This window comes from Pseudoalteromonas sp. BMB (genome assembly GCF_001709235.1).
GTDB classification, from domain to species: Bacteria; Pseudomonadota; Gammaproteobacteria; order Enterobacterales; family Alteromonadaceae; genus Pseudoalteromonas; species Pseudoalteromonas maricaloris.
In genome coordinates this window covers 103,209-119,513 of sequence record NZ_MBQA01000046.1, presented here as the reverse complement: position 1 = coordinate 119,513, position 16,305 = coordinate 103,209, and the positions used below count along the sequence as shown (strand labels likewise).

14 protein-coding genes are annotated in these 16,305 nt (G+C 43.4%); 11 read left to right on the top strand and 3 right to left on the bottom strand.

All coding sequences use genetic code 11. From position 1 onward, the window contains the following. Positions 1 to 125: 125 nt before the first annotated feature. The 5 genes from BB427_RS03675 (at position 126) to BB427_RS03655 (ending at position 6,371) form a co-directional block, all read left to right on the top strand. Positions 126 to 437: a 2Fe-2S iron-sulfur cluster-binding protein gene (locus BB427_RS03675; protein ID WP_010371949.1), complete on the top strand. Its 312-nt coding sequence runs from the start codon at positions 126 to 128 to the stop codon at positions 435 to 437. A 4-nt stretch (positions 438 to 441) separates the two neighbouring features. Next, the gene (locus tag BB427_RS03670; protein ID WP_069018999.1) at positions 442 to 1,848 is read left to right on the top strand and encodes an FAD/NAD(P)-dependent oxidoreductase; all 1,407 of its coding nucleotides are present in this window, start codon (positions 442 to 444) and stop codon (positions 1,846 to 1,848) included. Beyond that, complete coding sequence (locus BB427_RS03665) at positions 1,835 to 3,040, top strand: NAD(P)/FAD-dependent oxidoreductase (protein ID WP_069018977.1); 1,206 nt, start codon at positions 1,835 to 1,837, stop codon at positions 3,038 to 3,040. Before BB427_RS03670 ends, BB427_RS03665 begins: the two co-directional genes overlap by 14 nt. A 71-nt stretch (positions 3,041 to 3,111) precedes the next feature. Next, a complete protein-coding gene (locus tag BB427_RS03660) occupies positions 3,112 to 4,146 on the top strand; it encodes a S66 family peptidase (protein ID WP_069018976.1) in 1,035 nt (344 codons plus the stop codon). Between the two features lie 1,265 nt (positions 4,147 to 5,411). Continuing rightward, positions 5,412 to 6,371 (top strand): glycerophosphodiester phosphodiesterase family protein, encoded by a 960-nt coding sequence (locus BB427_RS03655; protein WP_069018975.1) that lies wholly within the window; start codon positions 5,412 to 5,414, stop codon positions 6,369 to 6,371. A gap of 21 nt (positions 6,372 to 6,392) precedes the next feature. On the opposite strand, the gene BB427_RS03650 is transcribed toward BB427_RS03655, so the two are convergent. After that, positions 6,393 to 7,289: a LysR family transcriptional regulator gene (locus BB427_RS03650; RefSeq protein WP_069018974.1), complete on the bottom strand. Its 897-nt coding sequence runs from the start codon at positions 7,287 to 7,289 to the stop codon at positions 6,393 to 6,395. Positions 7,290 to 7,420: 131 nt separating this feature from the next. Here BB427_RS03650 and BB427_RS03645 point away from each other — a divergent pair, with 131 nt between their 5' ends. After that, a complete protein-coding gene (locus tag BB427_RS03645) occupies positions 7,421 to 7,864 on the top strand; it encodes an SRPBCC family protein (RefSeq protein WP_045990473.1) in 444 nt (147 codons plus the stop codon). Between the two features lie 347 nt (positions 7,865 to 8,211). Here BB427_RS03645 and srmB read toward each other — a convergent pair whose 3' ends face one another. Further along, a complete protein-coding gene (srmB, locus tag BB427_RS03640) occupies positions 8,212 to 9,438 on the bottom strand; it encodes an ATP-dependent RNA helicase SrmB (protein WP_010375986.1) in 1,227 nt (408 codons plus the stop codon). 67 nt (positions 9,439 to 9,505) lie between these two features. On the opposite strand from srmB, the gene BB427_RS03635 reads away from it, so the two are divergent. Then, entirely contained in the window at positions 9,506 to 10,210 is a 705-nt protein-coding gene (locus BB427_RS03635) for a tRNA1(Val) (adenine(37)-N6)-methyltransferase (protein WP_069018973.1), read from the top strand. A 129-nt stretch (positions 10,211 to 10,339) separates the two neighbouring features. Beyond that, positions 10,340 to 11,938 carry a hybrid sensor histidine kinase/response regulator gene (locus BB427_RS03630; RefSeq protein WP_010606191.1) on the top strand — a complete coding sequence of 533 codons (1,599 nt, stop codon included), beginning with the start codon at positions 10,340 to 10,342 and terminating at the stop codon, positions 11,936 to 11,938. 49 nt (positions 11,939 to 11,987) lie between these two features. Here the strand turns inward: BB427_RS03630 and fldB are convergent, their stop codons facing one another. Continuing rightward, positions 11,988 to 12,512, bottom strand: a complete 525-nt coding sequence (gene fldB, locus BB427_RS03625; protein ID WP_010375981.1) for a flavodoxin FldB — start codon at positions 12,510 to 12,512, stop codon at positions 11,988 to 11,990. A gap of 80 nt (positions 12,513 to 12,592) precedes the next feature. On the opposite strand from fldB, the gene xerD reads away from it, so the two are divergent. The 3 genes from xerD to recJ all read left to right on the top strand — a co-directional run bounded on the left by xerD (position 12,593) and on the right by recJ (position 16,184). Next, positions 12,593 to 13,516, top strand: coding sequence for a site-specific tyrosine recombinase XerD (gene xerD / locus BB427_RS03620; protein ID WP_069018972.1), 924 nt, complete (start codon positions 12,593 to 12,595; stop codon positions 13,514 to 13,516). Between the two features lie 98 nt (positions 13,517 to 13,614). Further along, entirely contained in the window at positions 13,615 to 14,352 is a 738-nt protein-coding gene (gene dsbC / locus BB427_RS03615; protein ID WP_045990471.1) for a bifunctional protein-disulfide isomerase/oxidoreductase DsbC, read from the top strand. A gap of 101 nt (positions 14,353 to 14,453) precedes the next feature. Beyond that, positions 14,454 to 16,184, top strand: coding sequence for a single-stranded-DNA-specific exonuclease RecJ (gene recJ / locus BB427_RS03610; RefSeq protein WP_069018971.1), 1,731 nt, complete (start codon positions 14,454 to 14,456; stop codon positions 16,182 to 16,184). Positions 16,185 to 16,305: the final 121 nt, after the last annotated feature.

Here is a 16,305-nt window from a genome sequence, read left to right as displayed (position 1 = left end):
GAATTAGCGCGAGAGTGCTTAAAAGTTAATTTGGATCAAATTAAGGTGAATAAAGTAAATAAAATGTTTATTTTTAATATTTGGATAGTAGGCTTTGTGCGACTTTATTGAAGGAGCATTTTTTCATGTCTGAATTATCCAGAACCCAAGATATTACAGACCCTGAGGGGTTACAGTTCCAAATCCAAATCGACGACATTGCGGTTAACGCATGCGATGGTGAAACCGTGCTGTCTGTATTGCTTGCGGCGAACTACAAGCAAATCATGGAAAGCGATCGAGAAGCCGTATCCGGTGCTTATTGTGGTATGGGCGTTTGCCATTGTTGTCAGGTAACAATAAACAAACAACATAAACAAAAGGCTTGCCAAACCTTAGTACAACCCAATATGCAGGTTGAAACCAAACAAAATCGTTTCAAGCAGGTTGGAGTATAGTGTGATGCCTAGTTGTCAAAAAGAAAAAATCGTTATTGTTGGTGCAGGACCTGCAGGCGTTAGCTGTGCAGCTGAGCTGGCTAAATATGGCATTACTAGCACCTTAGTTGACGAAGCACCAAAAATTGGTGGGGTGATCTATCGCGGGCCACTTCGACAAGCAAGTAAGCTTCCTCATTTAGATGAAAATCTTAAACGAGCGATGGCTGCACTAAAGGTACGCTACGAACATCATAAACAAGATATAACACTACAACTACAAACCAAAGTGCTTGGGCCTGAAGGCGAAAGCGGTTTGCTGTTGCAAACACAAAATCAGTTAACACAAATAGATTACACCAAGTTGGTTCTGGCAACTGGTTGTCATGAGCGCAGTGTGCCATTTGAAGGATGGCAGTTACCTGGTGTGATGTTAATGGGTGGGATGCAACTTCAGCTTAAAAGTGGGTTAGTTCGACCAGGGAAAAAAGTGGCGTTAGTCGGAACTGGACCATTATTGCCACTGGTTGCTTGCCAGTTACATAAATCCGGTGCACAAGTAGTTGGCGTATATGAAGCGAGTCGCTTTAGTGAACTGGCGAAAGAGACCGTGGCGCTGCTTAATAAACCTAAGCTTACGCTTTCGGGATTGAGTATGTTGGCGTATCTCAAAAAGCATAATATTCCGTTCAAGTATGGCTATGGCATTGTGAAAGCAGAAGGCCAAGAAAAACTCTCCAGTGTTACCGTAGCGCCTTACGATGAGCGCTGGCATGCGGACTTGTCAAAAGCACAGCATTTAGCCGTGGATAGTCTAGGGGTCGGCTATGGTTTTGTTGCCCGCACCCAGCTTGCCATGCTACTTGGGGTTTCTCATCAGTACACCACCACGAATGGTTATGTACCTTTATTAGATGACAATTTACGCAGTAGCTTAAATTCAATTTTTGTCTGTGGTGATACCAATGGTTTGCTAGGTGCCGAAGCGGCTATCATTGAAGGGAAAATGGCCGCAACCATGCTTGCCTATGAACAAGCCTGTTTAAGCGAAACGGCCTTCCACACGCGGATGCGCAAGCTCAAAACTAAGCGTAAGCAAGCACAGAAGTTTAGAGCCGGATTTGACCGCTTCTCGGCGCGCAGAGAGGGGCTACTAGCGTTAACCCAGCCAGATACTGTGGTGTGTCGCTGCGAACAAGTAAAGCGCCAGCAACTCGATTTAGCATTACAACAAGGTGCAAAAGATTTATCTAGCGTGAAAATGAGAACCCGTATTGGCATGGGAGACTGCCAAGGAAAAATGTGCTCTAGCTATGCACTAGACCGACTGCATGCGGCAGGGCACTTAGATACACTCGGTGTGATAAGACCAAGATTCCCACTTGACCCAATTCCATTTACTTTACTGGAGAAAAACCATGAAGCAGTATGATGTCATTATCGCAGGTGGCGGTGTAATTGGTGCTGCCTGTGCCTATTTTTTAAGCCGCGATACCAACCTAAAAATCGCGTTAGTGGATTTAAAAAAGCCGGGTAACGCGTCTCGTGCATCTGCGGGTGGATTATGGGCAATTGGTGAGTCGGTTGGACTTGGCTGTGGTGTGATCTTCTTTAAAACCTTGTCTAAGCTCCAAAGCGAAGGCGATACCGAAGCTGCGGAAACATTGCGGCCGCATCAATTGCCAGAATGTTTTTTTGAACTTGCGCTCAAGTCAAACGAGTTATATCCAGCACTACATGAAGAAATGCTGACCAGACACGATGTCGACTTTAAGTTTGAACGTACCGGTCTTAAATTCATTATGTACAATCGCGATGATGAAATATATGCAGATAGCATAGTGTCAGGGATCCCTAATTTATCTTCGCAGATCCGGTGGTTAGATCAACAGCAATTACGTGCAGAGGAACCTTACATCACTCCAGATGCGATTGGTGCAATAGATTTTATTTGTGACCATCAGGTAAACCCATACCGGTTAGTTGATGCGTATACCGAAGGTGCACGCCAAAATGGTGTTGAGTTGTTTCTGAATACAGAAGTGCTAGAGGTACTGCGTGAAGGCAATAAGGTGATAGGCGTGAGGACGCAAGATCAAAGTTTGCATTGTGAGACCTTAATTAATGCTGCTGGTGCCTGGGCGGATGACATTTACCATCAGGCGACAGGTAAACACATGCCAGTTTACCCGGTTAAGGGTCAAATAGTGCTGTCTGAGCGCATGCCTAAAGTATTAAATGGTTGTATCAGTACCAGTGATTGCTACATTGCACAAAAGGACAACGGCGAGATTTTAATTGGCTCTTCAACGGAGGAAAAAGGCTTCGACACCACCAATAGTCTAGATAAAATCACCGAGTTGTCACAAGGTGCTATGAAGTGTCTACCTATTCTTAAAGAGTCGAGTATTAAACGTTGTTGGGCAGGGCTTAGACCCGGTACACCGGATGAGCTGCCAATTTTGGGCCCCGTTGATGGCGTGGAGGGTTACATTAATGCGTGTGGGCACTTTAGGACGGGGATTTTAATGTCGGCCATTACCGGCACGCTTATAACTGAACTCATGACAGGCAAACCTACTTCTGTTGATTTAGCTCCATTTCGCGTTGAAAGGTTCGAATAAGCGTTTGATTCTGTTGTCTTAATGGGATATATCTAGTCGCTGATGAATATTCCATTAAGGCAAGATAGAAGGTGCAGTTACGCAAGCCTAAAAAACTAAACCGAGGTGATACCCTTGCGATTGTATCACCTAGCTGGGGTGGCCCATGCACATTTCCTCACATCTTTGAGCAAGGGTTAGCAAACCTGCGTTCGCTTGGTTTTAATATTGTTGAAATGCCGTCGGCTCGAACGGCTGCGGATGTGCTCTTTTCACAGCCACAATTACGTGCAAAAGATATTAATGATGCCTTTGCCGACCCGAATATAGCCGGGATAATTTCTTCTATTGGTGGTTCAGATTCCGCGCGGATCCTATCTTATTTAGATAAATCCGTTATCTTGAATAACCCTAAGTTTATGATGGGCTATTCTGACTTTTCCACGCTCACCACACTGCTGAACCAGTGGGGATTAGTCACCTTTAACGGCCCATCGATCATGGCCGGTTTCTCCCAGTACCATAATGCTAGTGCTGAGTATCAAGCCTATTTAGCGCAGGCGCTGCTAGGTGAAGTCCATTATCCAATATTCAACGCTTATTCTCATGGGTATCCTGAGTGGGCAATACCAGAAAACGTCGGTAAGCTGCATCCCGCTATTGCGACAAATGGTCCAAAAGTATTGCAAGGTACTGGGCAAGTGGAAGGGCGGCTATTTGGCGGCTGTTTTGAAGTGATGGAGATGCTAAAAGGCACTGAATACTGGCCATCGCCGTCATTTTGGCAAGACAAATTGCTATTTTTAGAAACCTCTGAGGACAAACCCAGTCAAGACTATATTCGCTTTTGGTTACGTAACTATGGCGTAATGGGCGTGTTTGAAAAAATATCCGGCTTAATGATTGGCCGCGCGCGGGATTACAGCGAACGCGAGATGATTGCGCTTGATGAGATGATTTTATCGGTTGTACGTGATGAGTTTGGCTGTGAGAGTTTACCCGTAATAACTCGGCTTGACTTTGGCCATACCGATCCACAGTGGGTTTTGCCGCTAGGCATACAGCATCGCTTGGATCTGGATAACTTCAGTCTAGATGCGATAGAGCCGGTATTTGATTTGTTGTAGTGGTGTGATGCTGGGGCGACGTTTTCTTGGTTCGTTCTTTTGCGTCGTTTCAAAAGAATGAACGAGAAGCGCATGGATGCGCTTTGATATTAGCCAAGGAGGGTAAGGCTAATATGTCCTCCTGACTAGTTTCGACGCCCATCCATGGGCTACGACATACTTTTCTTTGATGCCCAAAGAGAAGTATGCAAAAGAAAGGGCACTCCCAACATCACACTGACTCCTCAAGCAAATTGCCAATATGAACGTCACCGCCGTGTAAGGGCCATCCTTGGCCCTGTCACAGCTTTTCACGCATCCATGCGTTGAAATGACTCATTGGCAATTTACTTTCGGGTGTGATGAGGGAGGAAAACGGTGCTGATAGTGTTGTTTGGTGCTTGCAGGCAAATTTGCTGCTTTGAGAGAAAAACTAGAACTCGCAGTCAAAACCAATCCCCCTCCATCACACCCGAAAAGCATAAGCTGATATGCAATGCGCCGACAGGATGTCGGCCAAGTCTTGTCTGGTATAGGGATGTGCCTTACAAGGCGGTTGCGATACCAATTGTATTAGGTAAATGAGCAATTTGAAGCGGAGAAATAGCTTTAGTAGCTAGGCAAAATTTTGCTATTTAGTTGTTCTAAATGAGAAATTTTTAACGACGCTAATATGGTATTTCACCCTTCAAATTGATTGGAGACTTAGTGCAATTGGTATTATATATCTGTTTAGGGTTTGAGGATTAAGTGTGATGCTGGGGCGACGTTTTCTTGGTTCGTTCTTTTTCGTCGTTTAAAAAGAATGAACGAGAAGCGCATGGATGCGCTTTGATAGCAGCCAAGGAGGGGGGATGCTTGATTAGGGGGATGGCTGTTAGATCCGATGTTTGGTCGACATTTATATATCTACTATAAGCGAACGAGTTAGCAGCTCGATAGCTACTTAAAATCAATTAGTTAACCTGCTTAATTGCTCAGGCTAGCGGCCTCTGTGCGCGTAAAAAATATAATTGCTTATTAAGGCAAATTTAGGTGTAATGAATACATAATAAGCGCTGAGCAATGCAGGGAAAGCTTACATATGATTACACTAACTAGGAAAGTGAGTGCCTCCAAAAAGCCTATTTTTTCTAAGTAAGCCATAGCATAGACAACATCAACTCTGCCATACCGAGCAGGTAGCGGCTCAGTCCAACATGCGATTATGCAACACAAACTGCGTGTCGCATAAATACTAAAATGTTAGCTTTTCATCGACCATCGACCGAGGAATCAGGTAATAAATGTTTATAAAAATAGTTAAGACGTTTTTGATCGCACTGTCTTGCATAATCACACTAGGAGTTGTTAACGCTTATATGTTCGTTCCTGACCTTCAGCGACATGGCGAGATCGTGGCCTATCGAGGAGGCGGAAGCGCGGTTAATTATGAAAAACTAAAGAAAACTGGCTGTACCGCCCTTTCAATAAAAGCATCAAACATCAATAATTCTGTTGAGAACACACTAGAAGCTGTGGCTTCTTCCGTTGCAGCCGGAGCGAACGTAATTCATCTAAATGTTCACAGAACTCGTGATGATCAACTGGTTGTTTTTCATGACTGGACGTTAGATTGTGCTACAAACGGGTCTGGGCCGGTACATAAAGCATCATTTGAGCAGTTGAAAAGTATTGATGCAGGATATGGATATACGTTTGATGATGGTGCGACCTTCCCATTTCGAGGAAAAGGTTTTGGGATTTCTAAGTTAGAGGCGTTTTATAAACGGTATCCAAAGCATGAGTTTTGGTTAAACCTAAAGGATAACGACATACGTTCATTCGAAACTCTATATGAGTATCTAGCTGGAAAAAAATCTAACCATATTGTGATTACCTCTTCAAAAGGTATGGATTGGTTTCGAAACAAGGATTCGTCTTTACGGTTAGCAAGCGTTGGTAGCGTAAAGAGTTGCGGCATAAATTATCTTTTAGTTGGATGGGCGGGATTAGTTCCTGAGTCCTGTAGGAACACCATTCTTTTTATACCTCCCTCGATGACAAAGTTTTTTTGGGGCTATCCTAAACGCCTCGCATCAAGATTACAGAGTTATGGTTCGGATGTTTATCTTTGGTCTCGACATGAATCGATTACCCAATCCTACTCTGATGTAGTCGCATCGGGTATTGGAGTTATCACTAGTGATCTTGATTTTATTCGTGCAGCACAAGCTAACAAACGCATCAATCAGGACGCTCGCTAACTCGCGCTTATTATGCGGGCGTTACATGTTAAGTTCAGAAAGTGTAGCTTTTATATGATCTTTAAAGGCTCGCTGCTTCTTAGTTTGCCATTGACTTTTCTTTGAAAGGAGATGTAAACGCTTTCTGGGAAGATTGCGCTCTGATAGGATCGAGACAAACCGGCCTTCATCTAGCTCTTTATGGATTGAGACATCAAGCATCATGCCTATCCCTAAACTTGCACTGACTAGCTGATACACTCCTTCGATGTCATTTGTCGTATGTGAAACAGAGTGGGTGTAATCAAACTTTTCTTTGTTTAAAAAGCCTTTTAACTCGCCTGCAGGGTTTAGGGCGGACATAAGTATAAACTTCGCATTACCTAGTTTGGAAAAGCTTTTTGGAATGCCGTGTTTTTTAAGATAATCCGGAGTTGCGCACGCAACAAGCTGTGTCTCAATTAATGGCATAGCAGTCATTGAACTACTATCATTTAACTGTCCCAACCGAAATGCAAAATCAATATCTTTGTCATATAAGTCTTCTAGTTTATCGCTAAAATAAATGTCAAACTCAATCAAAGGATGGATGTCTACAAAGCTAGACAAAGTATCAAGTACTTTGGAACGGCACAGGGCTTTAGAAAGCGTGACAGAGATAACTCCACTCATGGCTTCTTGCTCTGATAATAGTTCCTCTTCTGCTTGAGATATAGATGAAAGTATCGCTTTACATTTGGAGTAGAACTGTTTACCAGCCTCTGTAATATCCAGTTTTTTGTGAGAACGGTGAAATAATTGTACCTGCAAACTCTCTTCTAATTGCATTAATTGTTTGCTGATAGCAGGTACCGACAGGTTTAGTACTGACGCTGCTTTAGTAATGCTTCTCCCTTCAAAGACAGCGATAAAGGCCTGATATTGAGTAAATTTTGACATATTTTCTATCTTAAATGCAGTTTGGTTTCCATTTGGTTAATCTGGGGTGTTGTATTGTTCAATTTATATTAATCTAAATCACCTATATAGTCACATCTTGATCTGTTTAAAGAAACTAATGTGAGAAGGAAATGATTGAACTTACCAAAGCCAGTGGCACTATCTCTGCGACTGTAAATACTGTATTTAAATATGTTACTAATATGGAGAATTACGGGGACTGGTTTCCCGGAGTGCAAGCTATAAAGTCAAAAAACAATTTGCCTCATGCTACCGTTGGAAAAACCTATTTAGAGACATTGTTGTTTCCAGATGGCGAATATGAATTAACCATCGAAGTTGCCCACTGTGAAGTTAACCGCTTTTTCTTAACAAAAGGAGATTTAGAAGGGGTATTGCCCCAAATGACGATCGAATTTTATGCTGATGAAGAAAACAAATGCTGCATGACTTTGCAATACCACAGTCGAAGTTCAAGTTTAACTGAGGAGTCTGAGGCTATTATTTCATTAAGGAAAGATCTGGCAGATAGAGTTTCTGTTGGAATAGCTAACCTGAAGAAAAAATTGGAATAATGAACAAAGATATGGGATATCTTTAAGGTAGTAAATATGTGCGTTAGAATATCATCTAGAAGTCAACACATAACAAGCTCATTAAAAGTCGCCGGCAAAATTACGCCAGCTGGACGCCCAACACTCAGGGTAAATAAGTCACACCCATCACTATTAACATCCAAGCTGAGGAAGTGAAGTAAACACTTAATGCGATGTTTCCATCGCTCGCTATTGGTACATATACGACCGTTAGATTTAGCTAAGTTCTACCAATCAAATCTAACATAGCAAGTTAAGGCTTATCCAGATTAGCACTTGCTCAAATTAACATAAAAAAACCAGCGTACTGACGCTGGCTTTTTGGGTTACTTTTTCTTTTTAACCTTGGCGGCTTTCTTTTTCGCCTTGATTTTCACCGGATCTTTTTTCTTCTTCGGTGCTTTTGCTTCTTTATGTTTAGGTTCAAGGCCTTTAATTACACGGCGCTTAAGTTTTTGGTCGGTGTAACGCTCAACCTTACCTAAAACTTCAACATCGTGGGCTTCAACCAAAGAAACCGCGGTGCCTTTTTTACCAGCGCGGCCTGTACGACCAATGCGGTGTACATAAATATCTGCGGTGCGTGGCATATCAAAGTTAAATACGTGGCTGATATCCGCAACGTCGATACCACGGGCTGCAACATCTGTTGCCACTAAGATATTCGTCTTACCACTGTGAAAACTTGCCATCGCAGCCATGCGCTTGTCTTGTGGCATTTCACCACGCAGCCAAGTGGTTTTAATGCCTTTAGCAAATAGCTCGCCAACGAGTGTTTCTAGGCGTTCACGCGTTTTTACGAAGATAACCGCTTTGGTTACTTCTTCGTCATCTAGTAGTTGTGCGAGCAAATTGACTTTGTGCTCGTAGTTATCAGCAAGATGAACCCACTGATGGATTTTACCTTTTTCTTTACGTGATGGCGTGGCTTCAAGTAGTGCTGGGTCTTGTAATATACGTTCAGCAAACTTCTCAACGCTTTCGCCCTCAAGGGTCGCGGAGAACAAAAAGCACTGACGACGGTTAACCGCTTCAGAGCAAATACGTAGCATTTCTTTTCGAAAGCCCATGTCTAGCATGCGGTCGGCTTCATCTAAGATCAGTAGCTCAACATTTTCTGCGTGGAAGTTCTCGGTTTCAAGATATTCCATCAAACGACCTGGGGTTGCGATGAGGATATCATTGTTCTTTTCGAAGATTTCTTTGTGACTGCCGTAATTAATACCGCCAGTTACCACGCCTATCTTAAGGTTAACACCCGCGGCAAGGAGTTCACATTGCTCGTGTATTTGATAGGCAAGTTCACGCGTTGGCGTCATGATAAGTACGCGGGCAAAGCCTGGCTCTTTACGAGGGAAATCAAGCAAATACTGAATCGCAGGGATCAAGAATGCAGCGGTTTTACCCGTACCGGTTGGTGCGCTGGCGAGAATATCTCGGCCAATTAACGCTTCAGGAATAGCCATCTGTTGAATGCTGGTGGGAGTATCGAAACCCATTTTTTTAATCGCACTAATCAGCTTGCTGTCTAAATCAAATTCAGTAAATTGCATATTGCATCACAAATAAAGGACAATAGCGGAATTATACGTTGCTATTGCATTTTCTCAAAGGTATAGGATGTCTCAGTTTGCATTTAAACAGTTTTCGGTGACCCAGCATCATGCGGCAATGAAGGTTTCGACGGATGGTATTTTACTTGGCGCGTGGGTTCCGCTCGCTGAAGCCAACCGGGTTGTTGATGTCGGAACGGGAACTGGGCTTATCGCATTGATGTGTAAACAGCGAAGTCCAATGAGCACAGTCCATGCGGTTGAGCTTGATGACGATGCGTTAAAGGATGCAGAGTTTAATATCAAGCACAGCCCGTGGCCTGATATTGAGCTGCATCGCTGTGCAATACAAAAGTTTGATAGCGAGCTGCGCTTTGACCTCATGGTATCAAACCCACCTTACTTCAACGCGAGTTTGAAAGGAGAAAATCAAGCGAGAAATAGAGCTAGACACACGGACAGCCTAAGTTTTGATGCGTTGCTTGATGCCTTCGAAAAGTTTACGACGGATGCTGGGCAACTTGCGGTAATTTTACCCTATCAAGAGAGTTTGCTCTTTTGTCGGCTTGCCAAAGCGCGAAATTGGTTTCTTGTTTCAAGCTGTGCGATTAAAACTACCCCGAGTAAATCTTACTCTCGCAGATTGCTACTGATAGGCAAACAAAGCATAGCACAACCAAGTCATGAGCAATCGTTGGTGATATACGATGTAGATAACCAATATACGAATGATTTTGTTTCTTTATGTCATGAGTTTTACCTAAAAATGTGATGGATATTTTTTGTTCGTATCGTGATTTATCTTCTACACTTTAGCTGAGAAATAGTCAGAATCATCGTGTCAAAAGTGCAGTCTGATTTACGTGTACTTAGCTGGTTTAATTCGCTTGTGTAGGTGTTCATGAAAAAAGCCGAGATCCCAAATAACGAAGAAAATCGTCTCAAAGCGCTGCGCGAATATAAGGTATTGGATACTGCTGCAGAAGCAAACCTTGATGAAATTACGCAGCTGGTGTCAGAGATCTGTGAAACGCCTATCGCGCTTATTAGCTTGATAGACACAAATCGCCAATGGTTTAAGTCTAAAGTGGGGCTGGATGTGGATGAAACCCATCGAGATATCTCCTTTTGTTCTCATGCTATTTTGCAAGAAGATGTATTTGAGGTGCAAGACGCCCTAGAAGATGAGCGCTTTTTTGACAATCCACTGGTTACTGGCGGCCCGAAAATCCGTCACTATTCTGGTGCACCGCTGATTAGCTCAGGCGGTTATAAGGTAGGCACTATTTGTGCTATCAGTGATAAGCCCAAAAAACTCACCGATTTGCAAAGGAAAACACTCGCCACCTTGGGTCGTCAGGTAATTCGGCAACTTGAACTGCGCAGAGAAGTAAACGTACTTAAGCTGCTCAATGATTCCAAGGACAGTTTTTTATCTGATATCAGCCATGAATTACACACTCAACTTAACGCCATCATTGGCTTTAATGATGTGGTACTCAACTCAGCTGAAGCTGAAGGGTTTTCTGAATCTACGACAAGCTACCTGCAAAATATAGAAACGGGGGGGAGTAAACTGCTTACTGTCATTGATTCCGTATTAGAGCTTGAGCTTATTGAAGGTGAAAAAGTTCAGTTTGAACCCATTCTTTGTTCATTATCTGATCTACTCAAGCAGTCAGTTGCTCGCTTTGCTACTGAGGCAAAACAACATGATATTACGATTACGCACTCTATTGCTGGCGTCTATAAAGGTGAGGCTTTGATGCTCGATAAGGATAAAGTGTCGCGCGTCATAGAGACTTTACTCGACACTGCAATTCAGAGCAGCGAGGCTGGGCAAGAAGTGGTGCTCAGAGCATATGTCATTGGTAATGAAATACAGTTTATTGTAAAAGACAGTGGTAAAGGCCTTTCGGCGCTTGAGCAAAGTAATCTATTTGACCGCTTTAGCATGTTTGAGGGCAGAGGAAACTTAGGGGTTGGATTAAGCCTATGTGTGACTAAAGCACTTATTGATATTATGGGGGGGCGGATCAGCGTTTCCAGCCAAGAGGGTGAAGGGACTGAGGTGGTGTTTATTATTCCATGCAAAAGCGAAAGTGGAGTAAAAGTCGCTTCGCCACCAAAAACAGAGCATATCGCCATTTTCTATCATCAGATTGGTGTAATAGAAGACAATCCGCTTAATCAGCTACTGATCACTGCGATACTCGACAAACTTAGTTGTAGCTATGATATTTTCGAATCTGCTGAAGCCTATTTTGAAGTGGCAAAAGAAAAACACTTTGACATCATTTTTATGGATGTGAATCTTCCGGGTATGAGTGGTACAGAGGCGGCACATTTAATCAAACAAGAAAATTCAAGGTTACCGATCTTGGCGATAACCGCTGATATTTTCTTAACTCAAGCTCAAAATGAAGTTTTTGATAATGTGATCCATAAGCCGTATAAGCTATCACAAATTGAGGCTGCATTGAGTCAGTTTTACAGATGATATTAGGAATGGGCGTTAACACTTTGGATTAGTGCTAACGCTTACTGCGCTAAACATCTAATTCGGCGTATTCCGTCATGATTTGCTCTATCCAAGTTGCGATACGCTCGTCGCTTTTGTCGTATTGACTGTCTTCATCTAGTGCCAGGCCAACGAACTGACTTTTATCTTCGGTAAGTGCTTTTGACGCTTCAAATTCATAGTCGTCTGAATTTGGCCAGTAACCTAAAAAGGTGACGCCTTGAGGGGCAATTTTTTCATGTAGCATGCCTAGTGCATCTTGAAACCATTCACCATAACCTTGTTGGTCACCCATGCCGAATAGCGCTATGACTTTGTTGCTCAGATCAACGCTGTCGATATCGTCCCAGTGAGACTCCCAGTCTTCCTGAAGTTCGCCGAAGTCCCATGTTGAGATACCAAAAATGAGGAAGTCAAACTGCTCAGCTTGTTTTAGCGGCTCGTCCTTAATATTAAATAAGGTAATTGTGTCTTTGCCGATGATTTCCTGAATCTTTTCTGCGGCCATTTCTGTGTAACATGTTGTCGAGCCGTAAAATAACCCAATTTGCATTGTATTTATCACTTTCAATTTGACTGGTATTATAGGTGGCAAGTCTACATCATGACGTTAATAATTAATACAGGTACTCTGTGAGCGAACACCAAGCAACTACCCATACACTGTCCGATCTGCAATATATAGAAGCCTTTTTAGATGCGCTATTTTTGGAGCAAGGGCTCAGTGAAAATACCATTGCAGCCTATCGCAGTGACCTTGAAAAGTTTCTCTTATTTATAAAAACAGAAACCTCGGTGTCTTCTTTACTGGCAATCACAAGCCAAGACGTCGAGGCTTATTTGGCACACAGAATAGACAAGGGCTTAAAAGCAAAGAGTAACGCGCGAGCCATCAGTGCATTAAAGAGATTTTATTTATATTGGTTGCGAGAAAAACAAATCGCGCAGTCTCCACTGGATACTATTGCGCAACCCAAAACAACCCCGTCGCTGCCAAAAACCTTGTCAGAGCAAGAAGTTGAGGCCTTGTTAAATGCTCCTGATTGTGACGACCCGATGGGGTTGAGAGATAAAGCAATGCTCGAGCTCTTGTATGCCACGGGGTTGCGCGTGACTGAGTTAGTCGGGCTAAGAATGGAGCAAGTCAACATGAGACAAGCTGTTGTACTTGTGCGTGGTAAGGGAGGCAAGGAGCGCTTAGTGCCTATGGGTGAAGAAGCATTGCATTGGATCGAACAATTTCTCAAAAAAGGGCGGGGCTTAATGATCAAGCATGCTACCGATTTTGTCTTTCCATCCAAGCGAGGCATAGGTATGACGCGACAAACTTTTTGGCATCGCATAAAACACTATGCTATTTTGGCAGACGTTAAGTCGCCGTTATCGCCACATACGCTACGTCATGCTTTTGCAACACATTTATTGAATCATGGCGCTGACTTGCGAGTTGTGCAAATGATGCTTGGCCATAGCGACTTGTCGACGACTCAAATTTATACACATGTTGCCAGTGAACGTTTAAAAACATTGCACCAGCAGCATCACCCAAGAGCTTAATTTTTGTTGCTTGGGAATTATTTATGGTTACTCCGGTCTTAGTGAGTAGCACAAAGGGGCGCGTGAACCCCTCAAATAACAGGTTTAGAGAGAACATAATGAAAAAACTAATAGTTGCCGCTTCACTGGCATTGAGCTTTGGCGCTTTCGCTGAGCAAGTTGAGGGTCCTGTCGCACCAACAGCACCAGTAGACCCAATTACGACGCAATTTAGCGGATTAGGTATAACGGTTAAGCAAATCAAAGATAGTCCGCTTGCGGGCTTAAAAACAGTGATCACAGATAAAGGGGTACTGTATTCAAGTGCTGATGGTAAATACCTAATTCAGGGCACTATGATTGATCTTGATAACCGCCGTAATATCACCGAAGACGCGTTGAGTGATGTGCGCCAAAAAGGTATTGCAGAATACGAAGACTCAATGATCGTCTACAAAGCGGAAAATGAAAAACATCAAATCACGGTATTCACAGACATTACTTGTGGCTACTGCCGCAAACTTCACCGTGAACTAGAAGATTACTTAGCAGCTGGTATTACCGTGAAATACCTAGCTTTCCCACGTGGTGGTTTGCGTGGTTCAGGCTATGAAGATTTGAAAAATGTATGGTGTGCAAAAGATGCCGCTGCTGCACTTACTGAGGCGAAAGCTGGTGGTGAAGTGAAACCAGTTGAAAACTGCCAAGCGCCAGTAGCCGAGCACTATCAACTAGGGCAAAGCTTTGGCATTTCAGGAACACCAGCGATCATTCTTGAAGATGGCTCAATGATCCCAGGTTATCAACCTGCAGCAGCTATCGCACAAATGCTAGACGCAAATAGCCCTAAGTCATAATGACTCACGCTTAGCGATGGAGTTCGCGTTGAGAACTCGATAAGATAGCAAGATAAAGAATATAAAAGGCCATTTTGGCCTTTTTTGTTTTGTGAAAAAGTATGCATACAGAAATTAAACCAAGAGAGCGGGTTGATGACAGCCATTTACCGGCTTCACTACATCCCGTGATCAAACAGCTTTATGCTGCCAGAGGGGTTAAATCGGTCGTTGAACTCGATAATAGCGCCGCAACCTTACACGATTTTAAATTATTTAAAGACATCGAGCTTGCAAGCCAAATTCTGGCTGAAGCACTTTCTTTGCAACAACAAGTGTTGATTGTTGGTGACTTTGACGCCGATGGCGCAACGAGCACCGCCGTATTAATGGAGGGGTTGCCTCAGTTTGGTTTTCAGCGTGTGGATTACCTCGTGCCGGACAGATTTAGCTTAGGATACGGCCTAAGCCCAGCATTGGCTGAGCAAATCGTTGCAATAAAACCTGATTTGGTGATCACCGTAGATAGCGGTATTTCCTGTATTCGCGGTGTCGAAATCGTGAAGCAGGCGGGTATTAAAGTGATTGTTACCGATCACCATTTACAAGGTGATGAGTTGCCGATTGCCGATGCGATTGTTAATCCAAATCGTGTTGACTGCGATTTCCCATCTAAGTCTATCGCGGGCGTTGGGGTTGCCTTTTATCTGCTGATAGCACTAAGGCATTACTTAAGAGCGCAAAACTATTTTGTGGAACAAAACGTCGCGATGCCAAATTTGGCGACATTATTAGATATTGTTGCCCTAGGAACCGTGGCTGACGTTGTGGCTCTAGACGCGAATAACCGCACTTTGGTACACCAAGGGCTCGCCCGGATCCGCAGTGGTCAAACGCGACCAGGGATCCAAGCACTTATCGAAGTTTCTAACCGTAATAATGCAAGATTAAGCGCCAGTGATTTTGGCTTTGCGTTAGCGCCAAGACTCAATGCCGCGGGTCGTCTTGACGATATGAGTTTAGGTATTGCTTGCTTGTTATCGAAAGACATTACTCAAGCTCGTCGTATTGCGTCCGAGCTCGATAGTCTAAATATAGAACGACGCGAGATTGAGCAAAGTATGCAGCAAGAGGCGCAAGCGGTATTGGAGCGTTTGGTACTTAAAAGCCAAGAAGTACCAGATGCCTTGTGTTTGTATCAAGATGATTGGCATCAAGGTGTGATAGGCATTCTAGCGGGACGCTTAAAAGAAAAATATCACCGCCCGTGTATTATTTTTGCACAAGGCGACAACGGCGAGATCAAGGGCTCATGTCGTTCTATTGAAGGTCTACACATGCGCGACCTGCTGGAGTCAATCAATACCCAGCACCCAGAGTTAATTGTAAAATTCGGTGGTCATGCGATGGCAGCAGGATTGACCATTTTAGAGTCTGAATTTGCGCGGTTTAAACAGGTATTTGAACAAAATGTTAGTGCGACGCTGAGCGAAGAAGCAAAGCAAAGCATTCTGTTGACGGACGGTGAACTGCCGGGCGATTGCTTTACCATGGATTTTGCTTTTGAACTACAGCAGGCAGGTCCGTGGGGGCAGCAATTTAGTGAGCCGGTATTTCAGGATGTATTTGAGTTGGTACAGCAACGTATTGTTGGCGACAAACATCTAAAACTTGTGCTTAAGCATCGTTCAGGCCGATTGGTTGATGCGATAGCATTTAACGTTGACGTTCGGGCTTGGCCAAATCTCCAGGTAACCCATGCTTTATTTGCTTATCAATTAGATATTAATGAGTTTCGTGGTAAATATAATTTGCAGCTCATTGTGCGTGAACTTCAGGCGCAACCGAATTAATAGAGATGTGCGTACTGAGTTTGTTAAAAAACTCCCAAAATTCTCACTTTAAGGGATGCTAAGCGCGGTTATTATTTGATACTATTGGTCGCTTAAATCTATGGTCTGACCCGTTGTCAGA

What these genes read in the sequence shown, in the direction of transcription:
- BB427_RS03675 (WP_010371949.1), top strand. Translation starts at nt 126, where the DNA reads ATGTCTGAATTATCCAGAACCCAAGATATTACAGACCCTGAGGGGTTA.
- BB427_RS03670 (WP_069018999.1), top strand. Translation starts at nt 442, where the DNA reads ATGCCTAGTTGTCAAAAAGAAAAAATCGTTATTGTTGGTGCAGGACCT.
- BB427_RS03665 (WP_069018977.1), top strand. Translation starts at nt 1,835, where the DNA reads ATGAAGCAGTATGATGTCATTATCGCAGGTGGCGGTGTAATTGGTGCT.
- BB427_RS03655 (WP_069018975.1), top strand. Translation starts at nt 5,412, where the DNA reads ATGTTTATAAAAATAGTTAAGACGTTTTTGATCGCACTGTCTTGCATA.
- BB427_RS03650 (WP_069018974.1), bottom strand. Translation starts at nt 7,289, where the DNA reads ATGTCAAAATTTACTCAATATCAGGCCTTTATCGCTGTCTTTGAAGGG.
- BB427_RS03645 (WP_045990473.1), top strand. Translation starts at nt 7,421, where the DNA reads ATGATTGAACTTACCAAAGCCAGTGGCACTATCTCTGCGACTGTAAAT.
- srmB (WP_010375986.1), bottom strand. Translation starts at nt 9,438, where the DNA reads ATGCAATTTACTGAATTTGATTTAGACAGCAAGCTGATTAGTGCGATT.
- BB427_RS03635 (WP_069018973.1), top strand. Translation starts at nt 9,506, where the DNA reads ATGTCTCAGTTTGCATTTAAACAGTTTTCGGTGACCCAGCATCATGCG.
- BB427_RS03630 (WP_010606191.1), top strand. Translation starts at nt 10,340, where the DNA reads ATGAAAAAAGCCGAGATCCCAAATAACGAAGAAAATCGTCTCAAAGCG.
- fldB (WP_010375981.1), bottom strand. Translation starts at nt 12,512, where the DNA reads ATGCAAATTGGGTTATTTTACGGCTCGACAACATGTTACACAGAAATG.
- dsbC (WP_045990471.1), top strand. Translation starts at nt 13,615, where the DNA reads ATGAAAAAACTAATAGTTGCCGCTTCACTGGCATTGAGCTTTGGCGCT.
- recJ (WP_069018971.1), top strand. Translation starts at nt 14,454, where the DNA reads ATGCATACAGAAATTAAACCAAGAGAGCGGGTTGATGACAGCCATTTA.